We start from the raw sequence: 17,071 nt of genomic DNA, 5'->3' as shown, positions 1-17,071 counted from the left end.
GATCTGCCGCTGGGCGCAGTGGAAGAAGTACAGGCCGAAGTCGACGAGCGCGGCGGGCACGGGGCGGCCGTCGTACTCCAGGTGCTCCTCGTCCAGGTGCCAGCCGCGCGGCCGGACCATGATGGTGGCGAGCCGTTCGCCGAGCCGGTACTGCTTGCCCCCGGGTGTGGTGAAGTCGATGCGGTGCTCGATGGCGTCGAGCAGGCTGAGCTGGCCGCCGACGACGTTGTTCCAGGTGGGTGCGGTGGCGTCCTCGAAGTCGGCCATCCAGATCCTGGCCCCGGAGTTGAGGGCGTTGACGGTCACCCGGCGGTCCGGTGGGCCGGTGATCTCGACGCGGCGGTCGGTCAGCCCGGGGGCGGGTGGTGCGACCCGCCAGGTCGGGTCGGCGCGGATGGCGGAGGTGACCATCGGGAAGTCGAGCGGCGAGCCCGACGTCAGGCGCAGGACCTGTCGGCGGCGTTCCCTCATCACGTCCGACCGGCGTGGGCCGAAGGCCTCGGCCAGGCGGCCCACGAAGTCCAGGGCGGCGGGCGTGAGGATCTCGTCGTGCCGGTCGCCCGGGGGCGCGAGGACACGGACACGGTGGGTCAGGGCACTGGTGGACATCGCTTCTCCTGCGGGCAGGGCGTGGCGGGGTGGGCGCGTGCGGGAGCGGGGGCGGACCGGGACGTCGTACGACCCCGCTCACCGGGGCAGACCGGACAGGTCCCGAAAGGCCGGCCTAGTGGAACTGCTCCTCCTCCGTGGAACCGGCCAGCGCAGTCGTCGAGGAGCCGGGGTTGACGGCGGTGGAGACCAGGTCGAAGTAGCCGGTGCCGACCTCGCGCTGGTGCCTGACGGCGGTGAAGCCGTGCGCCTGGGCGGCGAACTCCCGCTCCTGGAGGTCGACATAGGCGGTCATCCCGTGCTCCGCGTAGCCGCGGGCGAGGTCGAACATGCCGTGGTTGAGGGAGTGGAAGCCGGCCAGCGTGATGAACTGGAACTTGTAGCCCATCGCGCCCAGTTCGCGCTGGAACTTGGTGATCTGGTCGTCGTCGAGCGCGGCCTTCCAGTTGAAGGAGGGCGAGCAGTTGTAGGCGAGCATCTGGTCCGGGTACCGCGCGTGGATCGCCTCGGCGAACTCCCTTGCCTGGTCCAGGTCAGGGGTGCCGGTCTCGACCCAGATCAGGTCGGCGTACGGGGCGTAGGCCAGTCCGCGGGCGATCACGGGTGCCATGCCGTTGCGCACCCGGTAGAAGCCCTCCGCAGTGCGCTCGCCGGTGACGAACTCGGCGTCGCGCTCGTCGACATCGCTGGTCAGCAGGGTGGCGGCCAGCGCGTCGGTGCGGGCGATGATCACGGTCGGGGTGTCGGCGATGTCGGCGGCGAGCCGGGCCGCGTTCAGGGTGCGGATGTGCTGCGAGGCCGGCACGAGGACCTTGCCGCCGAGATGGCCGCACTTCTTCTCCGACGCGAGCTGGTCCTCGTAGTGGATGCCGGCCGCGCCCGCCGCGATCATCGCCTTGGTCAGCTCGAAGGCGTTCAGCGGGCCCCCGAACCCGGCCTCCGCGTCGGCCACGATCGGCGCCAGCCAGTCGGTGGAGCTGTCGCCCTCGCTGATGGCGATCTGGTCGGCGCGCAGCAGCGCATTGTTGATCCTGCGGACCACCTGCGGAACGGAGTTGACCGGGTACAGACTCTGGTCGGGGTAGGTGTGGCCGGCCTGGTTGGCGTCGGCGGCGACCTGCCAGCCGGACAGGTAGATCGCCTGCAGCCCCGCCTTCACCTGCTGGACCGCCTGACCGCCGGTGAGCGCGCCGAGCGCGTGGATGTAGTCCCGCTCGTGCAGCCGGCGCCACAGGCGTTCGGCGCCGTGCCGGGCCAGAGTGTGCTCCTCGCGGAGGCTGCCGGAGAGCCGGACCACATCCTCCGCACTGTAGGTCCGCTCGACGCCCTTCCAGCGCGGGTCGGTGGCCCAGCGCCGGGCCAGTTCCTCGGCCGCCTGCGTCCTCGCTTCTGCCATGACGGTCACCGTCTCCTCGGTCTGTGCAGATAGCCAATTCCGCCTGCCTGACGAACAGGGGTGGCACTGCGTGTCGATGTGCTGGCTGCGGCCCGCCGTCACCCTGGAGGCGAAGGTGAGCAATGCTGCCGGGCGCAGACCTCGCGCGTGCCGGGGTCTCCGACGTCAGGGCAGTGAATCGTGCCCCGGTCCCGAGAGGCGTCTGCCGGGTCCGGCGAGCCGCACTACGACTCTGGCACTGGCACTCAGTGCCAACAAGCAGGGACGTGTGCCAACTTCTGCGAATCTTCGGGCACCGTTCTGCCAAGTCTGCGCATGCTCCTACCGCCGGTTGGTCCCGTACGCTGACCCGATCTGATCCCCGGCAGGGAGGAACCGGCGGTGAGCAAGACCTACGCGGGGGCGCGGTTGCGGAGACTGCGTGAGGAACGCGGGATGAGCCAGGCGGAGTTCGCCCGCTCTCTGGGTATTTCCCCCAGCTATCTGAACCAGATGGAGCACGACTCCCGCCCACTCACCGTGCCGGTCCTGCTCAGGCTGACCGAGACCTACGGCGTCGACCCCGGGTTCTTCTCGGCCCGCGACACGACCCGCCTGGTGGCCGACCTTCGCGAGGCGCTGACGGGAGAGATCGCCGCCGCCAGAGTCACCCCGTCCGACCTGGCCGACCTGGCCTCCCGCATGCCCGCGGTCGCCCAGGTCCTGATCGACCTGGGCCGCCGCAACCAGCTCCTGTCCGAGCGGCTGGCCGGTGTGACGGACGGCCGGGACTCAGACCGGGGCACCGCGCCCTCGCCCCACGAGGAGATCCGGGACTTCTTCTACCGTCGCCAGAACTACCTCCACGACACCGACCTCGCCGCCGAGCACCTGGCCGAGGAGATCGGAGTACGGCCCGGCGAGGTGATCGGGGCCCTCACGGCCAGGCTCGCGCAGGCACACGGCGTTCACCTCGCCGCGGAGCCCGGCGAACGGCTGCACCGCTACGACCGGCGGACTCGCGCCCTCCACCTGTCCCCGCGACTGCGGGCCGGCCAGCGTGCCTTCCGCATGGCGACGCAGCTCGCCCTGCTGGAGTACGACGAGGGCCTGGGCAGGCTGGCGGAGGAGGACTTCGAACCCGGTTCACCGGCCCACGCGCTGGCCCGCATCGGCATCGCCAACTACTTCGCCGCCGCGCTCATCCTGCCGTACACCGCCTTCCACACGGCGGCCGAGGAGTTCCGCTACGACATCGAGCGCCTCACCGACCGCTACGGCCTCGGCTACGAGACCGTCTGCCACCGCCTGAGCACCCTTCAGCGCCCCCGCCTGCGCGGCGTCCCCTTCTCCTTCGTCCGGGTCGACCGGGCCGGCAACATGTCCAAACGCCAGTCCGCCACCGTGTTCCACTTCTCGCGGGCCGGAGGCACCTGCCCGCTGTGGAACGTGTACGAGTCGTTTGCCGCCCCCGGCCGCATCCACGTCCAGATCGCCGAGATGCCCGACGGCCAGCGGTACCTCTGGACGGCCCGAGCGGTCACCCGGCACCGCGGCGGGTGGGGCGAGCCCGGCAAGACGTACGCCATCGGCCTGGGCTGCGAGATCCGCCACGCCCATCGCCTCGTCTACTCCGACGGCCTCGACCTCGACAACGCCTCGGCCGCCACGCCCATCGGCATGGGCTGCCGGGTCTGCGAACGCCTCCGCTGCCCCCAACGCGCCGCACCGCCGCTCGGCCGTGCCCTGCGGATCGACCCCGACAGCAGCACCTTCGTCCCCTACCCGGTGACCGGCCCCGACGCCCCATCGGACCACGAGGCGGGCCGGGCGTAGGGCCGGCGCCGGAGAACGACTACATGATCCACGCCGTTGAGGGGCCGAGCGCTGTCGGCAGACCCCGGCAGACCGGGCCGCACCAACCGAAGGCACCGTGGTGGAGCGGCCAGCCCCAAGGATGCTGCGACTCCTACCGAGCGGAACCTTCGTGGGTACGGCGCGACGCGCAGCGGCAGGGACCCACTGTGTCCCCATGGGGGCCTTGCCGAGTTCAGGCGCATCACGGTTCAGACCGCCCCAAGCGGGCCGGTGCCACCGCTGCCCACGTCCAGCGGACGGACGGCGATGTCAGCGGCTCGTGTCGGCGTCACCTTCGTCATTCGGAGGGTCTTCCTGTCTCCTGCCGTCCGGAGGGGAGCCGTCCCCGTGCTCTTCCAGTAGTTCGAGGAGCGCGGCGTCCGCTCTTTTCTGGTCTTCCTTCGTCAGCTCGACCGGTGCGTTGTTGTAGACGGTGTAGCGGTCTGGATCGATGATGTTGGCGGCCCTGAGGATGAACGTCAGCAGGGGGCGCCAGCCCTTGCGGTGGCCGACCCGCACCTGTATCTGGGCCTTGTAGTCACGGGCCTCCGGGATGAATCCGGAGAACGGTGCCTCGAACTCGATGAAGAGCTGTTGCGCTTCTCTGCCGGGCACGACGAATCCGGCCGGCAGCTTCGTCTCCTCGTCCGGCCCCGGCTGGAGGCGGGACGGGGAGGACACCCACAGCAGCGGCAGATGGGAGGCGGGCTCATCAGGGAAGGTCAGGATGAGGTCCTGCACGACGATCGGTTTGGGGCCGGTGTTGTGCAGGATGAGCGGCAGTCGTAGGCGTGCCGTGGAACCGTGGACGATCGCCGCGAAGACATGGGGCTCCCACGCCTTCAGGCGTCCCTGTCGGGCGTGGAGCCACCAGAACGACGCGACGGTGAAGAGCAGTGCGCAGGCTGATACGACACTGGCGCCGGTAAGCGATGAGGACGCGGTCTGATCCGCCGCGGCCATCAGCGGAACCACAGACCCAGTCTGCCAGCCCCCCGGTGGGCCCGCTCACAGGACGAGTGGCCGCCGGTCCTCCCCGGAACGGGTCAGAGGCCGGCGAGGAGTACGAGATACCAGGCGACCAGGGCCGCGCATGTCACCGCGGGGAGGAGCTTGGCCAGCCGGTCGCCCTTGCGTACGTGCGTGGTCACGGCACCGGCGAGCAGCATCAGCAGCCCGATACCGGCCAGGTCGCCGCACAGCGGTAGGACCGGGCCGAGGGCCACGCCGATGGCGCCCGCCAGCTCCAGCCCGCCGATGACCCGGTAGGCCGCGGTGGTGAAGCCGGCGTGGGCGGCCAGCTCGGGCATCGGACCCAGGGCCAGGATCTTGGCCGTGCCCAGCAGGGCGAAGATCAACGCGATGAGACAGGTCAGCGAGGCGGAGAGGATCACGAGACGTCCTCGGGGGCGTGCGGGTGGCGGAGCCGGCGGCGTTCGGCTCCCAGGCCGGCGAAGTAGGCGATCAGGTCGGGGTTGTCGACCGCGGAGGGATTGAGGACCTGCTCTGCGGGTGCGCCCTGGAGGAGGCGCTTGACCGGGACTTCAAGCTTCTTGCCGGTCTTCGTGTGCGGGATGGCCGGTACGACGAGGATCTCGTCGGGGACATGGCGGGGCGAGGCGCCGGTGCGGATGGCGTCACGGATCTTCTCGCACAGGGACTCGTCCAGGACGTGCCCGTCCGCGAGGACGACGAAGAGCGGCATCCAGTAGCCGCCGTCGGGTTCCTCCGCGCCGATGACGAGGGCCTCGGCGATCTCAGGGAGGCGTTCGGCGATGTCGTGGATGTCGGCGCTGCCCAGGCGTACGCCGTTGCGGTTGAGGGTGGCGTCCGAGCGGCCGTGGACGATCACCGAGCCGTGACCCGTGACCGTGATCCAGTCGCCGTGCCGCCACACGCCCGGGTAGGCGGAGAAATAGGCGTCTCGGTAGCGGCTGCCGTCGGGGTCGTTCCAGAAGTGCAGCGGCATGGACGGCATGGGCCGGGTGACGACCAGTTCGCCGACCTGGTCGACGACCGGCCGTCCCGCGCCGTCGTACGCCGCGAGCGCCACGCCGAGGTTGGGAGCCGACAGTTCACCCGCCCACACCGGGGTGGTGGGGGCGCTGCCGGCGAAGCCGGAGACGACGTCCGTGCCGCCGCTGGTGGAGGCCAGCTGGACGCCTGCGCCGACGTGGTCTCGGACCCAGGGGTAGGCGGAGGCGGGCAGGGCGGAGCCGGTGCAGCCGATGGCCCGGATGGCCGACAGGTCATGCGTGGACGGTTCGATGCCGAGTTTGGCCATGGCCAGCAGGTACTGGGGGCTGGTGCCGAAGACGGTGACCTTGTGGCGGGCCGCCAGCTCCCACAGGACGTCCGGGCGCGCCACCGGAGCGGGGCTGCCGTCGTAGGTGCAGGTGGCGGCGCCGGTCAGCAGGGTGGAGACGGCCAGGTTCCACATCATCCAGTGGGTGGTGGTGTACCACAGCAGGCGGTCCCCGGCGCCCAGGTCGCAGTGCAGGCCGAGGGTCTTGAGGTGTTCCAGCAGGACGCCTCCGTGACCGTGGACGATGCCTTTGGGCAGGCCGGTGGTGCCGGAGGAGAAGACGATCCACAGCGGGTGGTCGAAGGGCACCGGGGTGATGGTGAGGTACTCGGCGCGGGTGGCCGCGTCCTCCCAGGGAACCGTCAGTCCTGCGGTGCGGGTTTCGGGCCAGGCGAGGCCCGCGTGGTTCACGAGGACCGTGGCCTTGAGTGTGGGAAGGGCGGCGGCGAGGTCGAGGGAGGCGGCGCGGCGGTCGTGGCGGGCGCCGTTGAAGAGGTAGCCGTCCGCGGTGATGAGCACGGTGGGTTCGAGCTGGGCGAAGCGGTCGGCGGCGGCTTTGGGTGCGTAGTCCTGGCCGCACACCGACCACACCGCGCCCAGGCTGGCGGTGGCGAGGAAGGCGATGACGGCGTGGGGGGTGTTGGGCAGGTAGCCGACCACCCGGTCGCCCTGTCCGACGCCGAGGTCGCGCAGGGTGGCCGCGACGGAGGCGACCTGGGCGCGGAGCTGCCGGCCCGTGATCTCGTAGCCGGCTCCGGTCTCGTCCAGTGCGGTGATCGCGGGTGCGTCCGGGTGCAGGTGGCGCAGTGCGTGGTGGGCGTAGTTGAGGGTGGCGCCGGGGAACCAGCGGGCGCCGGGCATGGTCTCCTCGGCCAGCACCCGCTCGTACGGAGCGGTGGCGTCGATGTCGAAGTACTCCCACACCGCGGCCCAGAATCCTTCCAGGTCCGTGACGGACCAGTGGTGCAGGGCCTGGTAGTCGGTCGGGTCCGGAATCCCTTCGGCGCCCTGGTGCCGGGCGGCCCAGCGGGCGAAGTCCGCGATGCGGCTGCCGGCGGCCGCTTGGGGGTCGGGCGGCAGGAAGGGCTCCGGACAGGGCGTGGAGTGCGGGGTGGTCATGGTGTGGTGTTCCTCGTCAGGGTGCGGGCCGGGCTTCGGCGGGGCGGCGGGCCGTGTGCAGCAGGGGAGCCCAGGCGGCGGCGTCGGTGAAGTCGCCGGTGCCGGTGGGGACGGTGTCCATCACGACGCGGTCGGGGCGCAGGAGCACGGCGTCCGCCCGGCCGCGTGACAGCCATGCGGCCAGCGTGCCGTCGTCGTCCAGGTCGTCGACATGGATCACGGATGCGCCCAGGGCCGTGGCCACGCCCGTCATCCGTGCCGTGGGCGGCAGGGCGGTCAGCACGGCGAAGGAGTCTCCGAGGATGTCGTCGAGGCGCTCTCGCCTGCCGTCGACGATCACCCGGGGTTGCGGGCAGAAGGTGCCGGCCAGTGAGCGGCCGGTCAGCCGGGGGCGGCGTCGTACCAGCGGATTGGCGGCCAGTGCGGGACTGAGGTCGCGGCTCACCGCCGCGGTCACACCGGGGATGCGGCAGGCCGCGCCCACCACGGCCCGGCGGATGGCCGCACCGCGGTCCTGTCCGCCGGTCATGGCCCAGCCGACGGCGACCGCGACACGGACCATGTGGCGGGCGTGCGGCTTGCGCTCGCGTTCGTAGGTGTCCAGCAGTCGGTCGTCCGCGCCCTGTTGGAGGACGCGGGCGAGTTTCCAGGTGAGGTTGCGGGCGTCGCGCAGGCCCGCGCACAGGCCCTGCCCGATGAAGGGCGGGGTGAGGTGGGCCGCGTCGCCCAGCAGGAAGACGCGCCCACGGCGCCACCGGTCGGCGAGGCGGGCCCGGAAGGTGTACTGCGCCTGCCGGATCACCTCGAAGTCGTCGTCCTCCGACCCGTCGGACGGCAGATCCACCCAGGGGGCGACCAGCTCCCGCAGGCGTGCCCGCCCCTGCGGGCCGTCCAGGCGCTCGTCGTCGTCCAGCCGGAACTCCCAGCGGTAGCGGTCCTCGCCGACCCGCATGTAGGTGGCCGGGCGGGTGGGGCAGCAGATCTGCTCGGCGCCGTCCCAGCTGCTCACCCGGCGGCTGGTGCGCACGTCGATGACCCGCCAGCTCTCCTCGAAATGCAGGTCCTCCCACACGGCGCCGATGGCGTCGCGGGTGATGCTGCCCGCGCCGTCGCAGCCGAGGACGGCGTCGGCCCACACGTGCTCCTCCTCATCGCTGCCGTCGCGGCGGAAGGTGACCCGGACCGGAGCCGTTCGGTCGGTGTCCTGACTGACGGACACGACCTCCACCCCGCCCCGCAGCTCGCACTCGGGGCGACGGGCCAGGGCGTCGCGCAGCAGCCGTTCCAGCTCTGGCTGGTCGAACATGCTGGTCTGCGGGAAGCCGTGGTGGCCGTGCAGGGACCGTGGGAACTCGGCGATCACGCGGCGCCGGGCGTCCAGCAGCCGCAATCCGGGCGCCGGCCTGGCGAGAGTGGCGAACTCCTCGTGGACGCCGACGCTCTGCAGGATGCGGCGAATCTCGTCGTCCACGACGACGGCGCGCGGCAGGGGGTAGATGCCCCGGTGGCGTTCGAGGAGCAGGCTGGGCACTCCGTGCCGGGCGAGCAGGAGCGCGGCCGTGACTCCGACGGGTCCCGCGCCGATGATCACTACCGGTCTCCGGGATGCGGCGCTCACGTCGCGTCCGCCACAGCGGTCCGCTGCTCGCCCAGGTCGATCCGCCCGTCCGGGGTGGCGATCGAGGCGGTCACGAGGTCACCGTCGCGCAGATACCGGGGGTTCTTGGCCTGGCCGTTGAAGAACGCCTTCCACTTCAGCGCGGGCGGCAGCAGCGCGGCGATCTTCTCGACCGGCTTGGGCGGGGCCTTCAGGGCGGTGCCGCCGGGCGTACCGGTCAGCAGCAGGTCGCCCGGGTCGAGGGTCTGGAAGCGGGCGAGCAGGGTGAGGGCCTGCGCGGGCCGCACGATCATGTCGGCCAGTGTGCGGTCCTGACGCGTTACGCCGTTCACCGACAGCCGCAGTCGCAGGTCGATCAGGCGGTCGAAGTCCTCCGGCTCCAGCAGGGCCAGGTACGGCCCCGTCGGTGTGAAGGTCGGGTAGGACTTGCTCTCGTAGAACTGCGTCTTGGTCAGCTGGACGTCGCGGGCGCTGACGTCGTTGGTGAGGACGAGCCCGGCGACATACGAGGGCAGGTCCCGCTCTTGCACGACGGTGCCCACCGGCAGCCTCGCGCCCATGACGAGGCCGAGTTCCACCTCGTAGTCGAGGAAGTTCACGTGCGTGGGGCGGACGATCGTGTCGTGCGGGCCGCTGACCGAGCCGGACGCCTTGCGGAAGAAGGCGGGCGGTATGTCGCCCGTGAAGCCCGAGTCCTTGGCGTGGCTGCGGTAGTTGACCATCTGGGCGACCACCCGGCAGGGGGTGGTGACCGGAGGCAGCGCCACCAGGTCGGCCACCGGGGTGCCGCTCTCGCCGGAGGCGGCGGCCTCGCGTACGGCGTCCCGGTCGGCGAGCAGCTCGGCGGTGGTGACGGCCTTGGTCTCGATGCGGACGGCCCGCTCGTCGCGGACGACCCACCAGCCGTCGGAGGTGCGCAGAACGTTGGTGCTCATGAGCTCATCGCTTTCATCAGGCCCAGCAGGCGTGCGGGGTCGAGTTCGTTGTCGCCGCGCAGGGCCGTCATGACCTCGCGGAACTTGGCGGGGGAGGGGTTGGCGCCCAGGAAGTCGCGGGTGACGGGCGGTCCCCACTGCGCGAGGCCGCTCGCCGACATCGGTGCCCATCCGGGTTCGAGGTCGCAGGAGAACAGGTCGCCGTCGGCGAAGTGCTCCAGCATGAAGCGGTCGGGGTCCCGCCAGTAGTCGAAGAGCTGGCTGCCCTGGATGTGCCGGCCGATCCCCCAGCTGCGCTGGTAGCCGCGCTCGGCCAGGTACTCCCCGCCGGTGGCGATCGCGTCGAGGTCGGTGACCTGGTAGGCGGAGTGGACGTAGCCGGTGCCCGGCCCGAGGTGCAGGGCGAGGGTGTGGTGGTCCACGGGCGTGCTGCCCTGGTCGCAGCGGATGAACGCCATGGTCGGCCCGCGCCCGCGCTGCCCGTCCAGGAACAGGAAGTCGGACACGATCATCCCGAGGGTGTCCAGGTACCAGTCCAGGGTGCGGGCGAACGTCCGTGTCTCCAGCACCACATGGCCGAGGCGCTGGATGCGGGACGGCTCACGGGGCGGGCGCTGGGTGGTGTTCGTACGACGGCCTTCGATGCCGGTGTTGAGGGTCAGCGGCTGCTGCCCGGGCAGCGCGGGAAGCGGCTCGGCGCAGTGCACCACCCGGACCGGGAGTCCCGAGGGATCGAACAGGGCGACCGACCGGCCGCCGCCGGGGACGTCGATGTCCCGGACGGTGTTTCCGACGGCGGCGGCGAGCCGGTCCACATCGGTCCGCTCGGCCGCACGGAACGCCGGCCCGATGAACCGGGACGCACTGCCGCGTCGGATGACCATGCAGGGTGGGCCCGCGAACGTGCCGCGCAGCCACAGCTCGTGATCGGTGCGGGCGGCGATCGCGAAGCCGAAGTCACGGGCGAACACCTCGGCCCGGTCCAGGTCCGGCTTCTCGAACTCCAGCCAGGCCAGGTCCGCCACTTTGATCACGGGATTCCGGGCTCGTCCGGGGTGTTCGCCGCGTAGGGCGCCCTGCTCACTGTGGAGGTCCTGGTGGGGCGTCAGAGGACCGCCCTTGTTAACGGGGATGTGGGACATGGTGTCCTCCAAGCAACACTGCCGTAATGAGGAAATCATCAACTCTGCTGTTTCTCATCGTCAATAGGTGCAGCCCAAATAATTGAGGATCTCATCAGTAATGGCAGTGCCATCGTTGCGGCGGTTACACTGAGCCGCATGCCGACGTCAGCCCCGCCCCGCAACCGCTTCGAGCGACGCCGCGCCGAGACCCGTCAGGCGCTCGTCCGCGCGGCCCGGCAGATCCTCGCGGAGACCGGGGACACGAGCGCAAGCATCCAGGCCATCGCCGAGCGCGCCGATGTCGGTTTCGGGTCCTTCTACAACCACTTCGAGTCGAAGACGGAGCTGTTCGACGCGGCGGTGACGGACGCCCTGGAGGAGTTCGGGCAGGTCATCGACGAGCGCGTGGAAGGCATCGACGACCCGGCCGAGCTGGTCGCGGCCGGCTTCCGGCTCACCGCCCGGATGGCCGACTCCCACCCGGAACTCATGCGGATCCTGCGGGACCGCGGCCTGGCGCACATCCACGCCGACCGGGGCCTCGCCCCACGCGCCCTGCGCGACCTGGAGATCGGCATCGCCTCGGGCCGCTTCACCTGCGGCAACGCGACCACCGCCCTGTCGGCCCTGGGCGGCACCCTGCTGTCCCTGGTGGCTCTCCGGCTGGACCGCCCGGACCTCGACGGCGACGAGGCCGCCTCCGACCTGGCCGAGATGGTCCTGCGCATGCTCGGCCTCGCTGCGGACGACGCCCACGAGGTCACCCGTCGCCCGCTGCCCGATCTCGCCCGATGACCTCCCGCACCTGAAGCGCGGCCCTCTGTGGTGCTACGCCGGCGGCGACGAGGAACGCGGTCGCCGCGGCCTCACCAGTGGGGTCCGCCCACGGGCATGCGGCGTTCTCCTCGGCGAGGGCAAGCATGAGTGCCTCCAGCGCTTGGGCGAGGACGGGTGCGGGAAGGTGGTCCGCGAAGACGCCTTCGCGCTGACCGCGCCGTAGGGTCGCGACGGCCTCCGCGCGGGCCGGTGCCAGGGTGGTGCGGATCGCGTCCTCTCCCAGGTGGCGCCGTCCCAAGGTGATGAGCATGCGGTAGTGGTCGCCCACCGTCCATGCCGCCAGCACCATCCGTGTCATCGTTTCCATCGGGTCGGCATCCGTGGTCTGCGCCGCGGCGAACGCCTGCCGGAGCTCATGGCCTGCTTCCTGTGTCAGGTCGGCGATCAGCGCTTGCCTGCTGGGGAAGTGTCCGTAGAGGGTGCGCCGGGCGACGCCGGCCGCCTGAGCGATGCTGTCGAGACTCGTGTCGGGGTCGTTCCGCAGTTTCCGCCGGGCGGTCGCGAGGATGCGCCTGCGGTTGGAGTGAGCGTCCTTGCGCTGCACAGTACGGCCCGGGGTGTCGGTCGTCTGCATAGTTCTCTCTCTCCACGGTTGCCGGAAAGCCGTGGGCGCCGGTGCTCCCTCACGCACCGGCGCCCCCTCACCCCTGCCCAGGGCGGCTTGTCGTCCTGCTGACGGGCGTCAGGGGACGAGGATGAGGCGGATCGGGTCGCCGATCTTGTTCTCCAGACGGCTGACCGCGTCGGCCGCGTCGATGAGCGGGATGTGGTCGGTGATGGAGGGGGCCAGGTCGAGGCGGCCGGCCGCGGTCAGCTGCACCAGCTCGGAGACGGACTCGGGGAAGCCGCCGTAGTGGCCGCGCACCTGCTTCTGCAGGTAGTTGAAGGTCAGGCCCTCGGTGATGGTCAGTGGCCGGGGGGTGATGCCGACCAGGATGAGGGAGCCGCCCAGGCCGAGCACGGAGGCGGCCTGGTCGCGGACGGCGGGGACGCCGGCGCAGTCGAAGGCGAAGTCGAGGCCGCGTCCGCCGGTGGCGGCGCGGACCTGGTCGGCGAAGTCGGGGGCTGCCGGGTCGAGCGCGAGGTCCGCGCCGAAGGCGAGGGCGCGCTCGCGGGCGCTGGGCAGCGGGTCGACGGCGATGATCGGGGCGGCGCCGACCAGGCGGGCGAGGCGGACGTTGTGGGCGCCGACTCCGCCGACTCCCCAGACGCCGACGGACTGGGCGGGGCGGACGCCCGCGGTGGCGACGACGGCGGCGTAGGGGGTGGAGACCGCGTCGGGGATGATCGCGGCCTGGTCGAAGGGGAGGCTGTCGGGGATGGGGATGAGGGTGTCCTCGCGGGCGATCACGTACTCGGCCCAGCCGCCGTCGTAGTCGATGCCGGCGGTGAGCATCTGGGTGCAGGGGCGGTGGCGCACGCATCCGGCGCACGTGCCGCAGGTCTTGCCGGCCTCCAGGGTGACGCGGGTACCGACAGGCAGGCCGCGCTTGAGGTCGGGGCCGAGCGTGTGGATGACACCGGAGACCTCGTGGCCGACGGTGATGGTGTCGGAGGTGGCGAACAGCGGGACGAGGGAGCCGTCGAGCAGGTGGACGTCGGAGAGGCAGACGCCGGCGGCCTTGACCTCGATGAGGACCTCGCCCGGGCCCGGCACAGGGATCGGGACCTCCTCCACGGCGAACTTCTTGCTGTCCAGGTGGAAGCGTCCGGCGAGCATGGTGTCCATGGTGATCTGCTTTCTGTGAGCGGCACGGCCCGGTGGTTCGGGCCATGGGCGCCATGGGGTGTCTGAATGGCTGGTGGGGCCGGGAGGCGTGCGGGGAGGCAGGACGTCCGCACGCCTCCCGGCGGCTGGGGGGTCGGCGCGCCTTGACGGCGGGCGCTGGTCAGGCGAAGACGTCCTGCTGGTAGCGCTCGTCGGCTTCGAGCTGGGCGAGCCACTGCTGGGCGGTGTCGTCGTCGCTGCCGGTCTTGTGGCGGTGGATGGCGGCGAGTGCCTCGCGGACGGCGGGGGCCATGCGGCGGCCGTCACCGCAGACGTAGATGTACGCGCCGTCCTGAATGGCCTGCCACACCGTGTCGGCGGCGCCCGCGATGGCGTTCTGCACGAACCGGGCCGGGTGGCCGGTCACCGCGGAGAAGGCGGTGTGGACCTGGGCGATCCCGGTCTGCTCCCAGTCCTGCATCTCCTGCTTGTAGAAGTAGTCGTGCTCCGGGTGGCGGCAGCCGACGAACACCTGGGACAGGCCGACCTTCGTGCCGTTCGCGTGCTGTGTCGCCCGCTCCTCCAGGAAGCCGCGCAGCGGTGCGATGCCGGTGCCGGGGCCGATCAGGATCAGCGGCGTGGCGGGGTCGGCGGGCGGGGCGAACGTCGGGGAGGGCACGCGGACGTAGCCGTAGACGACGTCTCCGGGTTCCAGGGCCGCGATGTAGGCGGAGCAGGTGCCGCGGTACTGGCCGTCGCCGGACAGGGCCGGGCCCTCCAGCAGGCCGACGGTCAGGCGTACGTGGCGCGGGTTGGCGGACGGGGCGGAGGAGATGGAGTAGAAGCGCGGGCGGATGGGGCCCATCATCTCCAGGAAGACCGCCAGCGGCAGCTCGACGGCCGGGAAGCGCTCCAGCAGGCCCAGGACGGAGATGCGCTTGCCGAGGATCTCCTTGCTGTAGCGCTCCTCGGCCTCCTGGGTGTCGGCGGTGTACGCCTGGAGCTGCGGCCGGGTCCACGGGCACTCGGTGTACTCGGCGAGCGTCTGGATCTGGGACCGGGTGGCCACGTCCTGCAGCTCCAGGAACTCGGTGAGCAGGATGCCGGCGGTGACCGGGGTGCCGACCGGCAGGTGGGTGCGGCCGCCTGCGGGCTGGTCGAGCCGGAGCACCTGGTCGTAGTCGACGCCGAGCCGCTTCAGTGCGCGCTCCACCAGGGCGGGTTCGTTCTTGGCGAAGACGGCCAGGTGGTTGCCGGTGTCGTAGGTGACGCCCTCGGGCAGCTCGAAGGTGATGGACTTCGCGGACGGGCGCGGCGGCTCGATGCTGAAGTCCCACAAGCCGGTCGCGTCGGCCACGAGCTCCTCGTTGGCGACCACGGTGAGCGGGTATGCCTGCTCGGAGACGATGGCGGGGCGCACGTCGGACTCGGTGAGCAGCTGGACCTGGTAGCGGGGGCCGCTGGCCTGGGAGGTGTCGGCGGCGTATTCCTCGGCCAGGGTGGCCCACAGGTTGTCCATCCACCGTGTGGCCATGCCGTCGAAGTCACCGGCGGCGTCCGCGATGCCACGCTCGACGATGGGGGTGGCGCCGGCCGCCAGCAGGCCCTCCTCGATCCGCTTGGGGAACGCCTGGTAGGTGGCCACCCACTGGGTGTTGCCGGCGCCCAGCAGCGCGAACCGCACGTCCTTCAGCGAGCCCTCGGGCAGGCCGGCGGCGAGCAGGTCGTCGAAGCGCTGCGCGTTGTCGGGCGCCTTGCCGTTGTAGCTGGCGGCGACGACGGCGAGCAGGCCCTCGGTGGGCAGGTTGTCGCCCAGCTCGTCCAGGCTGACGAGGGTGGTGCCGAAGCCGGAGCGCTCACCGCGGTCGGCGATCGTACGCGCCAGGTCCTCACACGAACCCAGGCTGGAGCCGTACGCCACCGTCAGGTTCACACCCACACCGCTGACCGCTGCCTGGGCCTGGGTGTCGTCGGTCTGCAGGTCCGCGGCGCCGAAGACGGCCCGCTCGTGCTCCTGACGACGGCGGACGATCAGCTCGAAGTTGCCGGGCTTGCGCGTCAGCGCCTCCCGCACGTCCATCGCGTAGTCGCTGGTGTCCGAGAACTTGAACTTCTGCAGCACCAGCGCCAGGGCCAGGCGGGCCTCGGTGAGCGCGAACTGGCGGCCGATGCAGGCACGAACGCCGTTGCCGAACGGCTTGTAGGCGTGCGGGTGCTGCTGGACGCGGTTCTCCGGCAGCCAGCGGTCGATGTCGAACTCGTCGGGCCGCTCCCACGCCTTGGGGTGGGTGTGCAGCGGGCCTTCAAGGATGCTGACCCGTGTGCCCTTCTTCAGCTCGTAGCGGCCGCCGATGACGGTGTCGTCGATGGGCGCCTTGGCGATCATCGGGATGGGAGCCCACAGGCGCAGGGTCTCCTCCAGGATCCGCGGGATCACGTCCAGCTGCATGATCGTGTCGTAGTCCGGCACGGTGTCGCCGGGCAGCAGGCGGTCCACCTCGGCATACGCCTGGGCCAGGACATGCGGGTTGCGCATCAGCGAGTACGTGGCGAACGACAGCAGACCACTGGTGGTCTCATGCCCGGCGATCAGGAACGTCAGCACCTGGTCACGCACGTTGTCGACGTCCAGCCGCTTGCCGGTCTCCGGGTCGGTGGCCTCAAGCATCAGGCCCAGCAGGTCGTCCTCAGCGCTGCCCTTGCCCTCCTGGCGCTCCTTGATCACGCTCTCGACCAGCTCGCGCATCACCTGGATGTTCTCGCCGTACTTCTTGGCATCGGCCCTGCGCAGCTTGGTCATCATCGGCAGTTCCTGAGAGCGCCGCATCGACTCGGTCAGCGCGCCCAGCATCGCGTTGAGGAACGGGTGCAGCTCCTCCTTGTCGAAGGAGTCGAACCGGTAGCCGAACCCCGACAGGGCGATGGTGTCCAGCGTCAGGCGGGTGTAGTCGTCGGTGATGTTGACCGGCTTCCCTTCCCGGCGCTCCCACTTGCCCGCCAGGTTCTGGGCGATCTCCAGCATCTGCCCGAAGTAGTTCCTCATGGCCCGCTGGCTGAAGGCCGGCAGCAGGATCCGGTGTGCCCTGCCCCATTCCTCTTCGTGCTGGTGGGCGGTGAACAGGCCGGCGCCGGCGAAGTCCCGGATGTGGTGCAGCGGCGTCTTGTCGATCTGCTTGAAGAACCGCGTCTCGTCGCTGACCTCGGCCACCAGGTCCGGGTCGTAGACGAAGACCTGCTCGATGCCGGCGATGTCCATGCCGTAGATGCCCTCGGGGAACTGCTTGGACAGCTCACCGAAGTACTCCACCGGATTGGTGTCGGGGATCTGCGGCGTGTTGCCGAGGAGGGGGATCCCCCGCGGGGACCGGATGGGGCGAAGGTCGTTCGCGGTGTTCGTGCTCATGGCTTGCTCCTTTGTATGGAGAGAGGGGGAAGGGCAAGGGCGCCGGTCGATGCCGCGCTGCACGACAGAACCATACGTCGTATGGCATCAAAACCATACGCGGTACGGAAAGCGGAGTGCAACCCGGGTGGGCAGGTGACCGCTGTGAGGAAGCTCATTTCCGTACGACGTATGGAACTGA

At 70.9% G+C, this 17,071-nt stretch carries 12 protein-coding genes and 1 pseudogene; 2 read left to right on the top strand and 11 right to left on the bottom strand.

Annotated features, from left to right (window positions below; all coding sequences use genetic code 11):
• Both ABT171_RS36445 and aceA read right to left on the bottom strand, forming a co-directional pair.
• Positions 1-609: pseudogene (locus tag ABT171_RS36445) on the bottom strand (malate synthase A); the annotation flags it as partial.
• Positions 610-724: 115 nt separating this feature from the next.
• Positions 725-2,005 carry an isocitrate lyase gene (gene aceA / locus ABT171_RS36440; protein ID WP_351250703.1) on the bottom strand — a complete coding sequence of 427 codons (1,281 nt, stop codon included), beginning with the start codon at positions 2,003-2,005 and terminating at the stop codon, positions 725-727.
• Between the two features lie 381 nt (positions 2,006-2,386).
• On the opposite strand from aceA, the gene ABT171_RS36435 reads away from it, so the two are divergent.
• On the top strand, positions 2,387-3,820 hold the full coding sequence (locus ABT171_RS36435; protein WP_351250702.1) for a short-chain fatty acyl-CoA regulator family protein: 1,434 nt from the start codon (positions 2,387-2,389) through the stop codon (positions 3,818-3,820).
• A 291-nt stretch (positions 3,821-4,111) separates the two neighbouring features.
• Here ABT171_RS36435 and ABT171_RS36430 read toward each other — a convergent pair whose 3' ends face one another.
• The 6 genes from ABT171_RS36430 to ABT171_RS36405 all read right to left on the bottom strand — a co-directional run bounded on the left by ABT171_RS36430 (position 4,112) and on the right by ABT171_RS36405 (position 10,960).
• Complete coding sequence (locus ABT171_RS36430; protein WP_351250701.1) at positions 4,112-4,804, bottom strand: hypothetical protein; 693 nt, start codon at positions 4,802-4,804, stop codon at positions 4,112-4,114.
• An 83-nt stretch (positions 4,805-4,887) separates the two neighbouring features.
• Positions 4,888-5,235: a DoxX family protein gene (locus tag ABT171_RS36425; RefSeq protein ID WP_351250700.1), complete on the bottom strand. Its 348-nt coding sequence runs from the start codon at positions 5,233-5,235 to the stop codon at positions 4,888-4,890.
• Complete coding sequence (locus ABT171_RS36420) at positions 5,232-7,265, bottom strand: acetoacetate--CoA ligase (RefSeq protein ID WP_351250699.1); 2,034 nt, start codon at positions 7,263-7,265, stop codon at positions 5,232-5,234. The genes ABT171_RS36425 and ABT171_RS36420 overlap by 4 nt, the downstream gene beginning before the upstream one ends.
• Positions 7,266-7,281: 16 nt before the next feature.
• Positions 7,282-8,883 (bottom strand): bifunctional 3-(3-hydroxy-phenyl)propionate/3-hydroxycinnamic acid hydroxylase MhpA, encoded by a 1,602-nt coding sequence (gene mhpA, locus ABT171_RS36415; protein ID WP_351250698.1) that lies wholly within the window; start codon positions 8,881-8,883, stop codon positions 7,282-7,284.
• Positions 8,880-9,818 (bottom strand): fumarylacetoacetate hydrolase family protein, encoded by a 939-nt coding sequence (locus ABT171_RS36410; protein ID WP_351250697.1) that lies wholly within the window; start codon positions 9,816-9,818, stop codon positions 8,880-8,882. Before ABT171_RS36410 ends, mhpA begins: the two co-directional genes overlap by 4 nt.
• A complete protein-coding gene (locus ABT171_RS36405; protein ID WP_351250696.1) occupies positions 9,815-10,960 on the bottom strand; it encodes a VOC family protein in 1,146 nt (381 codons plus the stop codon). Before ABT171_RS36405 ends, ABT171_RS36410 begins: the two co-directional genes overlap by 4 nt.
• Before the next feature lie 138 nt (positions 10,961-11,098).
• On the opposite strand from ABT171_RS36405, the gene ABT171_RS36400 reads away from it, so the two are divergent.
• Positions 11,099-11,737, top strand: a complete 639-nt coding sequence (locus ABT171_RS36400) for a TetR/AcrR family transcriptional regulator (protein WP_351250695.1) — start codon at positions 11,099-11,101, stop codon at positions 11,735-11,737.
• Here the strand turns inward: ABT171_RS36400 and ABT171_RS36395 are convergent.
• From ABT171_RS36395 to ABT171_RS36385, 3 genes are all read right to left on the bottom strand, one after another.
• Positions 11,703-12,353, bottom strand: coding sequence for a TetR/AcrR family transcriptional regulator (locus ABT171_RS36395; protein ID WP_351250694.1), 651 nt, complete (start codon positions 12,351-12,353; stop codon positions 11,703-11,705). The two genes, ABT171_RS36400 and ABT171_RS36395, sit on opposite strands and share 35 nt — an antisense overlap.
• Positions 12,354-12,461: 108 nt before the next feature.
• Positions 12,462-13,508 carry a zinc-binding dehydrogenase gene (locus ABT171_RS36390; RefSeq protein ID WP_351250693.1) on the bottom strand — a complete coding sequence of 349 codons (1,047 nt, stop codon included), beginning with the start codon at positions 13,506-13,508 and terminating at the stop codon, positions 12,462-12,464.
• Between the two features lie 160 nt (positions 13,509-13,668).
• Complete coding sequence (locus ABT171_RS36385; protein ID WP_351250692.1) at positions 13,669-16,890, bottom strand: bifunctional cytochrome P450/NADPH--P450 reductase; 3,222 nt, start codon at positions 16,888-16,890, stop codon at positions 13,669-13,671.
• Positions 16,891-17,071 lie beyond the last annotated feature (181 nt).

This window comes from Streptomyces sp. NPDC001851, assembly GCF_040297165.1.
In the GTDB taxonomy this organism is placed as follows: Bacteria; Actinomycetota; Actinomycetes; order Streptomycetales; family Streptomycetaceae; genus Streptomyces.
This window is presented reverse-complemented; position numbering and strand designations above follow the sequence as displayed.

Excerpts from the sequence above, each read along its gene's own strand:
- aceA (WP_351250703.1), bottom strand. The coding sequence starts at position 2,005 with ATGGCAGAAGCGAGGACGCAGGCGGCCGAGGAACTGGCCCGGCGCTGG.
- ABT171_RS36430 (WP_351250701.1), bottom strand. The coding sequence starts at position 4,804 with ATGGCCGCGGCGGATCAGACCGCGTCCTCATCGCTTACCGGCGCCAGT.
- ABT171_RS36420 (WP_351250699.1), bottom strand. The coding sequence starts at position 7,265 with ATGACCACCCCGCACTCCACGCCCTGTCCGGAGCCCTTCCTGCCGCCC.
- ABT171_RS36410 (WP_351250697.1), bottom strand. The coding sequence starts at position 9,818 with ATGAGCACCAACGTTCTGCGCACCTCCGACGGCTGGTGGGTCGTCCGC.
- ABT171_RS36405 (WP_351250696.1), bottom strand. The coding sequence starts at position 10,960 with ATGTCCCACATCCCCGTTAACAAGGGCGGTCCTCTGACGCCCCACCAG.
- ABT171_RS36400 (WP_351250695.1), top strand. The coding sequence starts at position 11,099 with ATGCCGACGTCAGCCCCGCCCCGCAACCGCTTCGAGCGACGCCGCGCC.
- ABT171_RS36395 (WP_351250694.1), bottom strand. The coding sequence starts at position 12,353 with ATGCAGACGACCGACACCCCGGGCCGTACTGTGCAGCGCAAGGACGCT.
- ABT171_RS36390 (WP_351250693.1), bottom strand. The coding sequence starts at position 13,508 with ATGGACACCATGCTCGCCGGACGCTTCCACCTGGACAGCAAGAAGTTC.
- ABT171_RS36385 (WP_351250692.1), bottom strand. The coding sequence starts at position 16,890 with ATGAGCACGAACACCGCGAACGACCTTCGCCCCATCCGGTCCCCGCGG.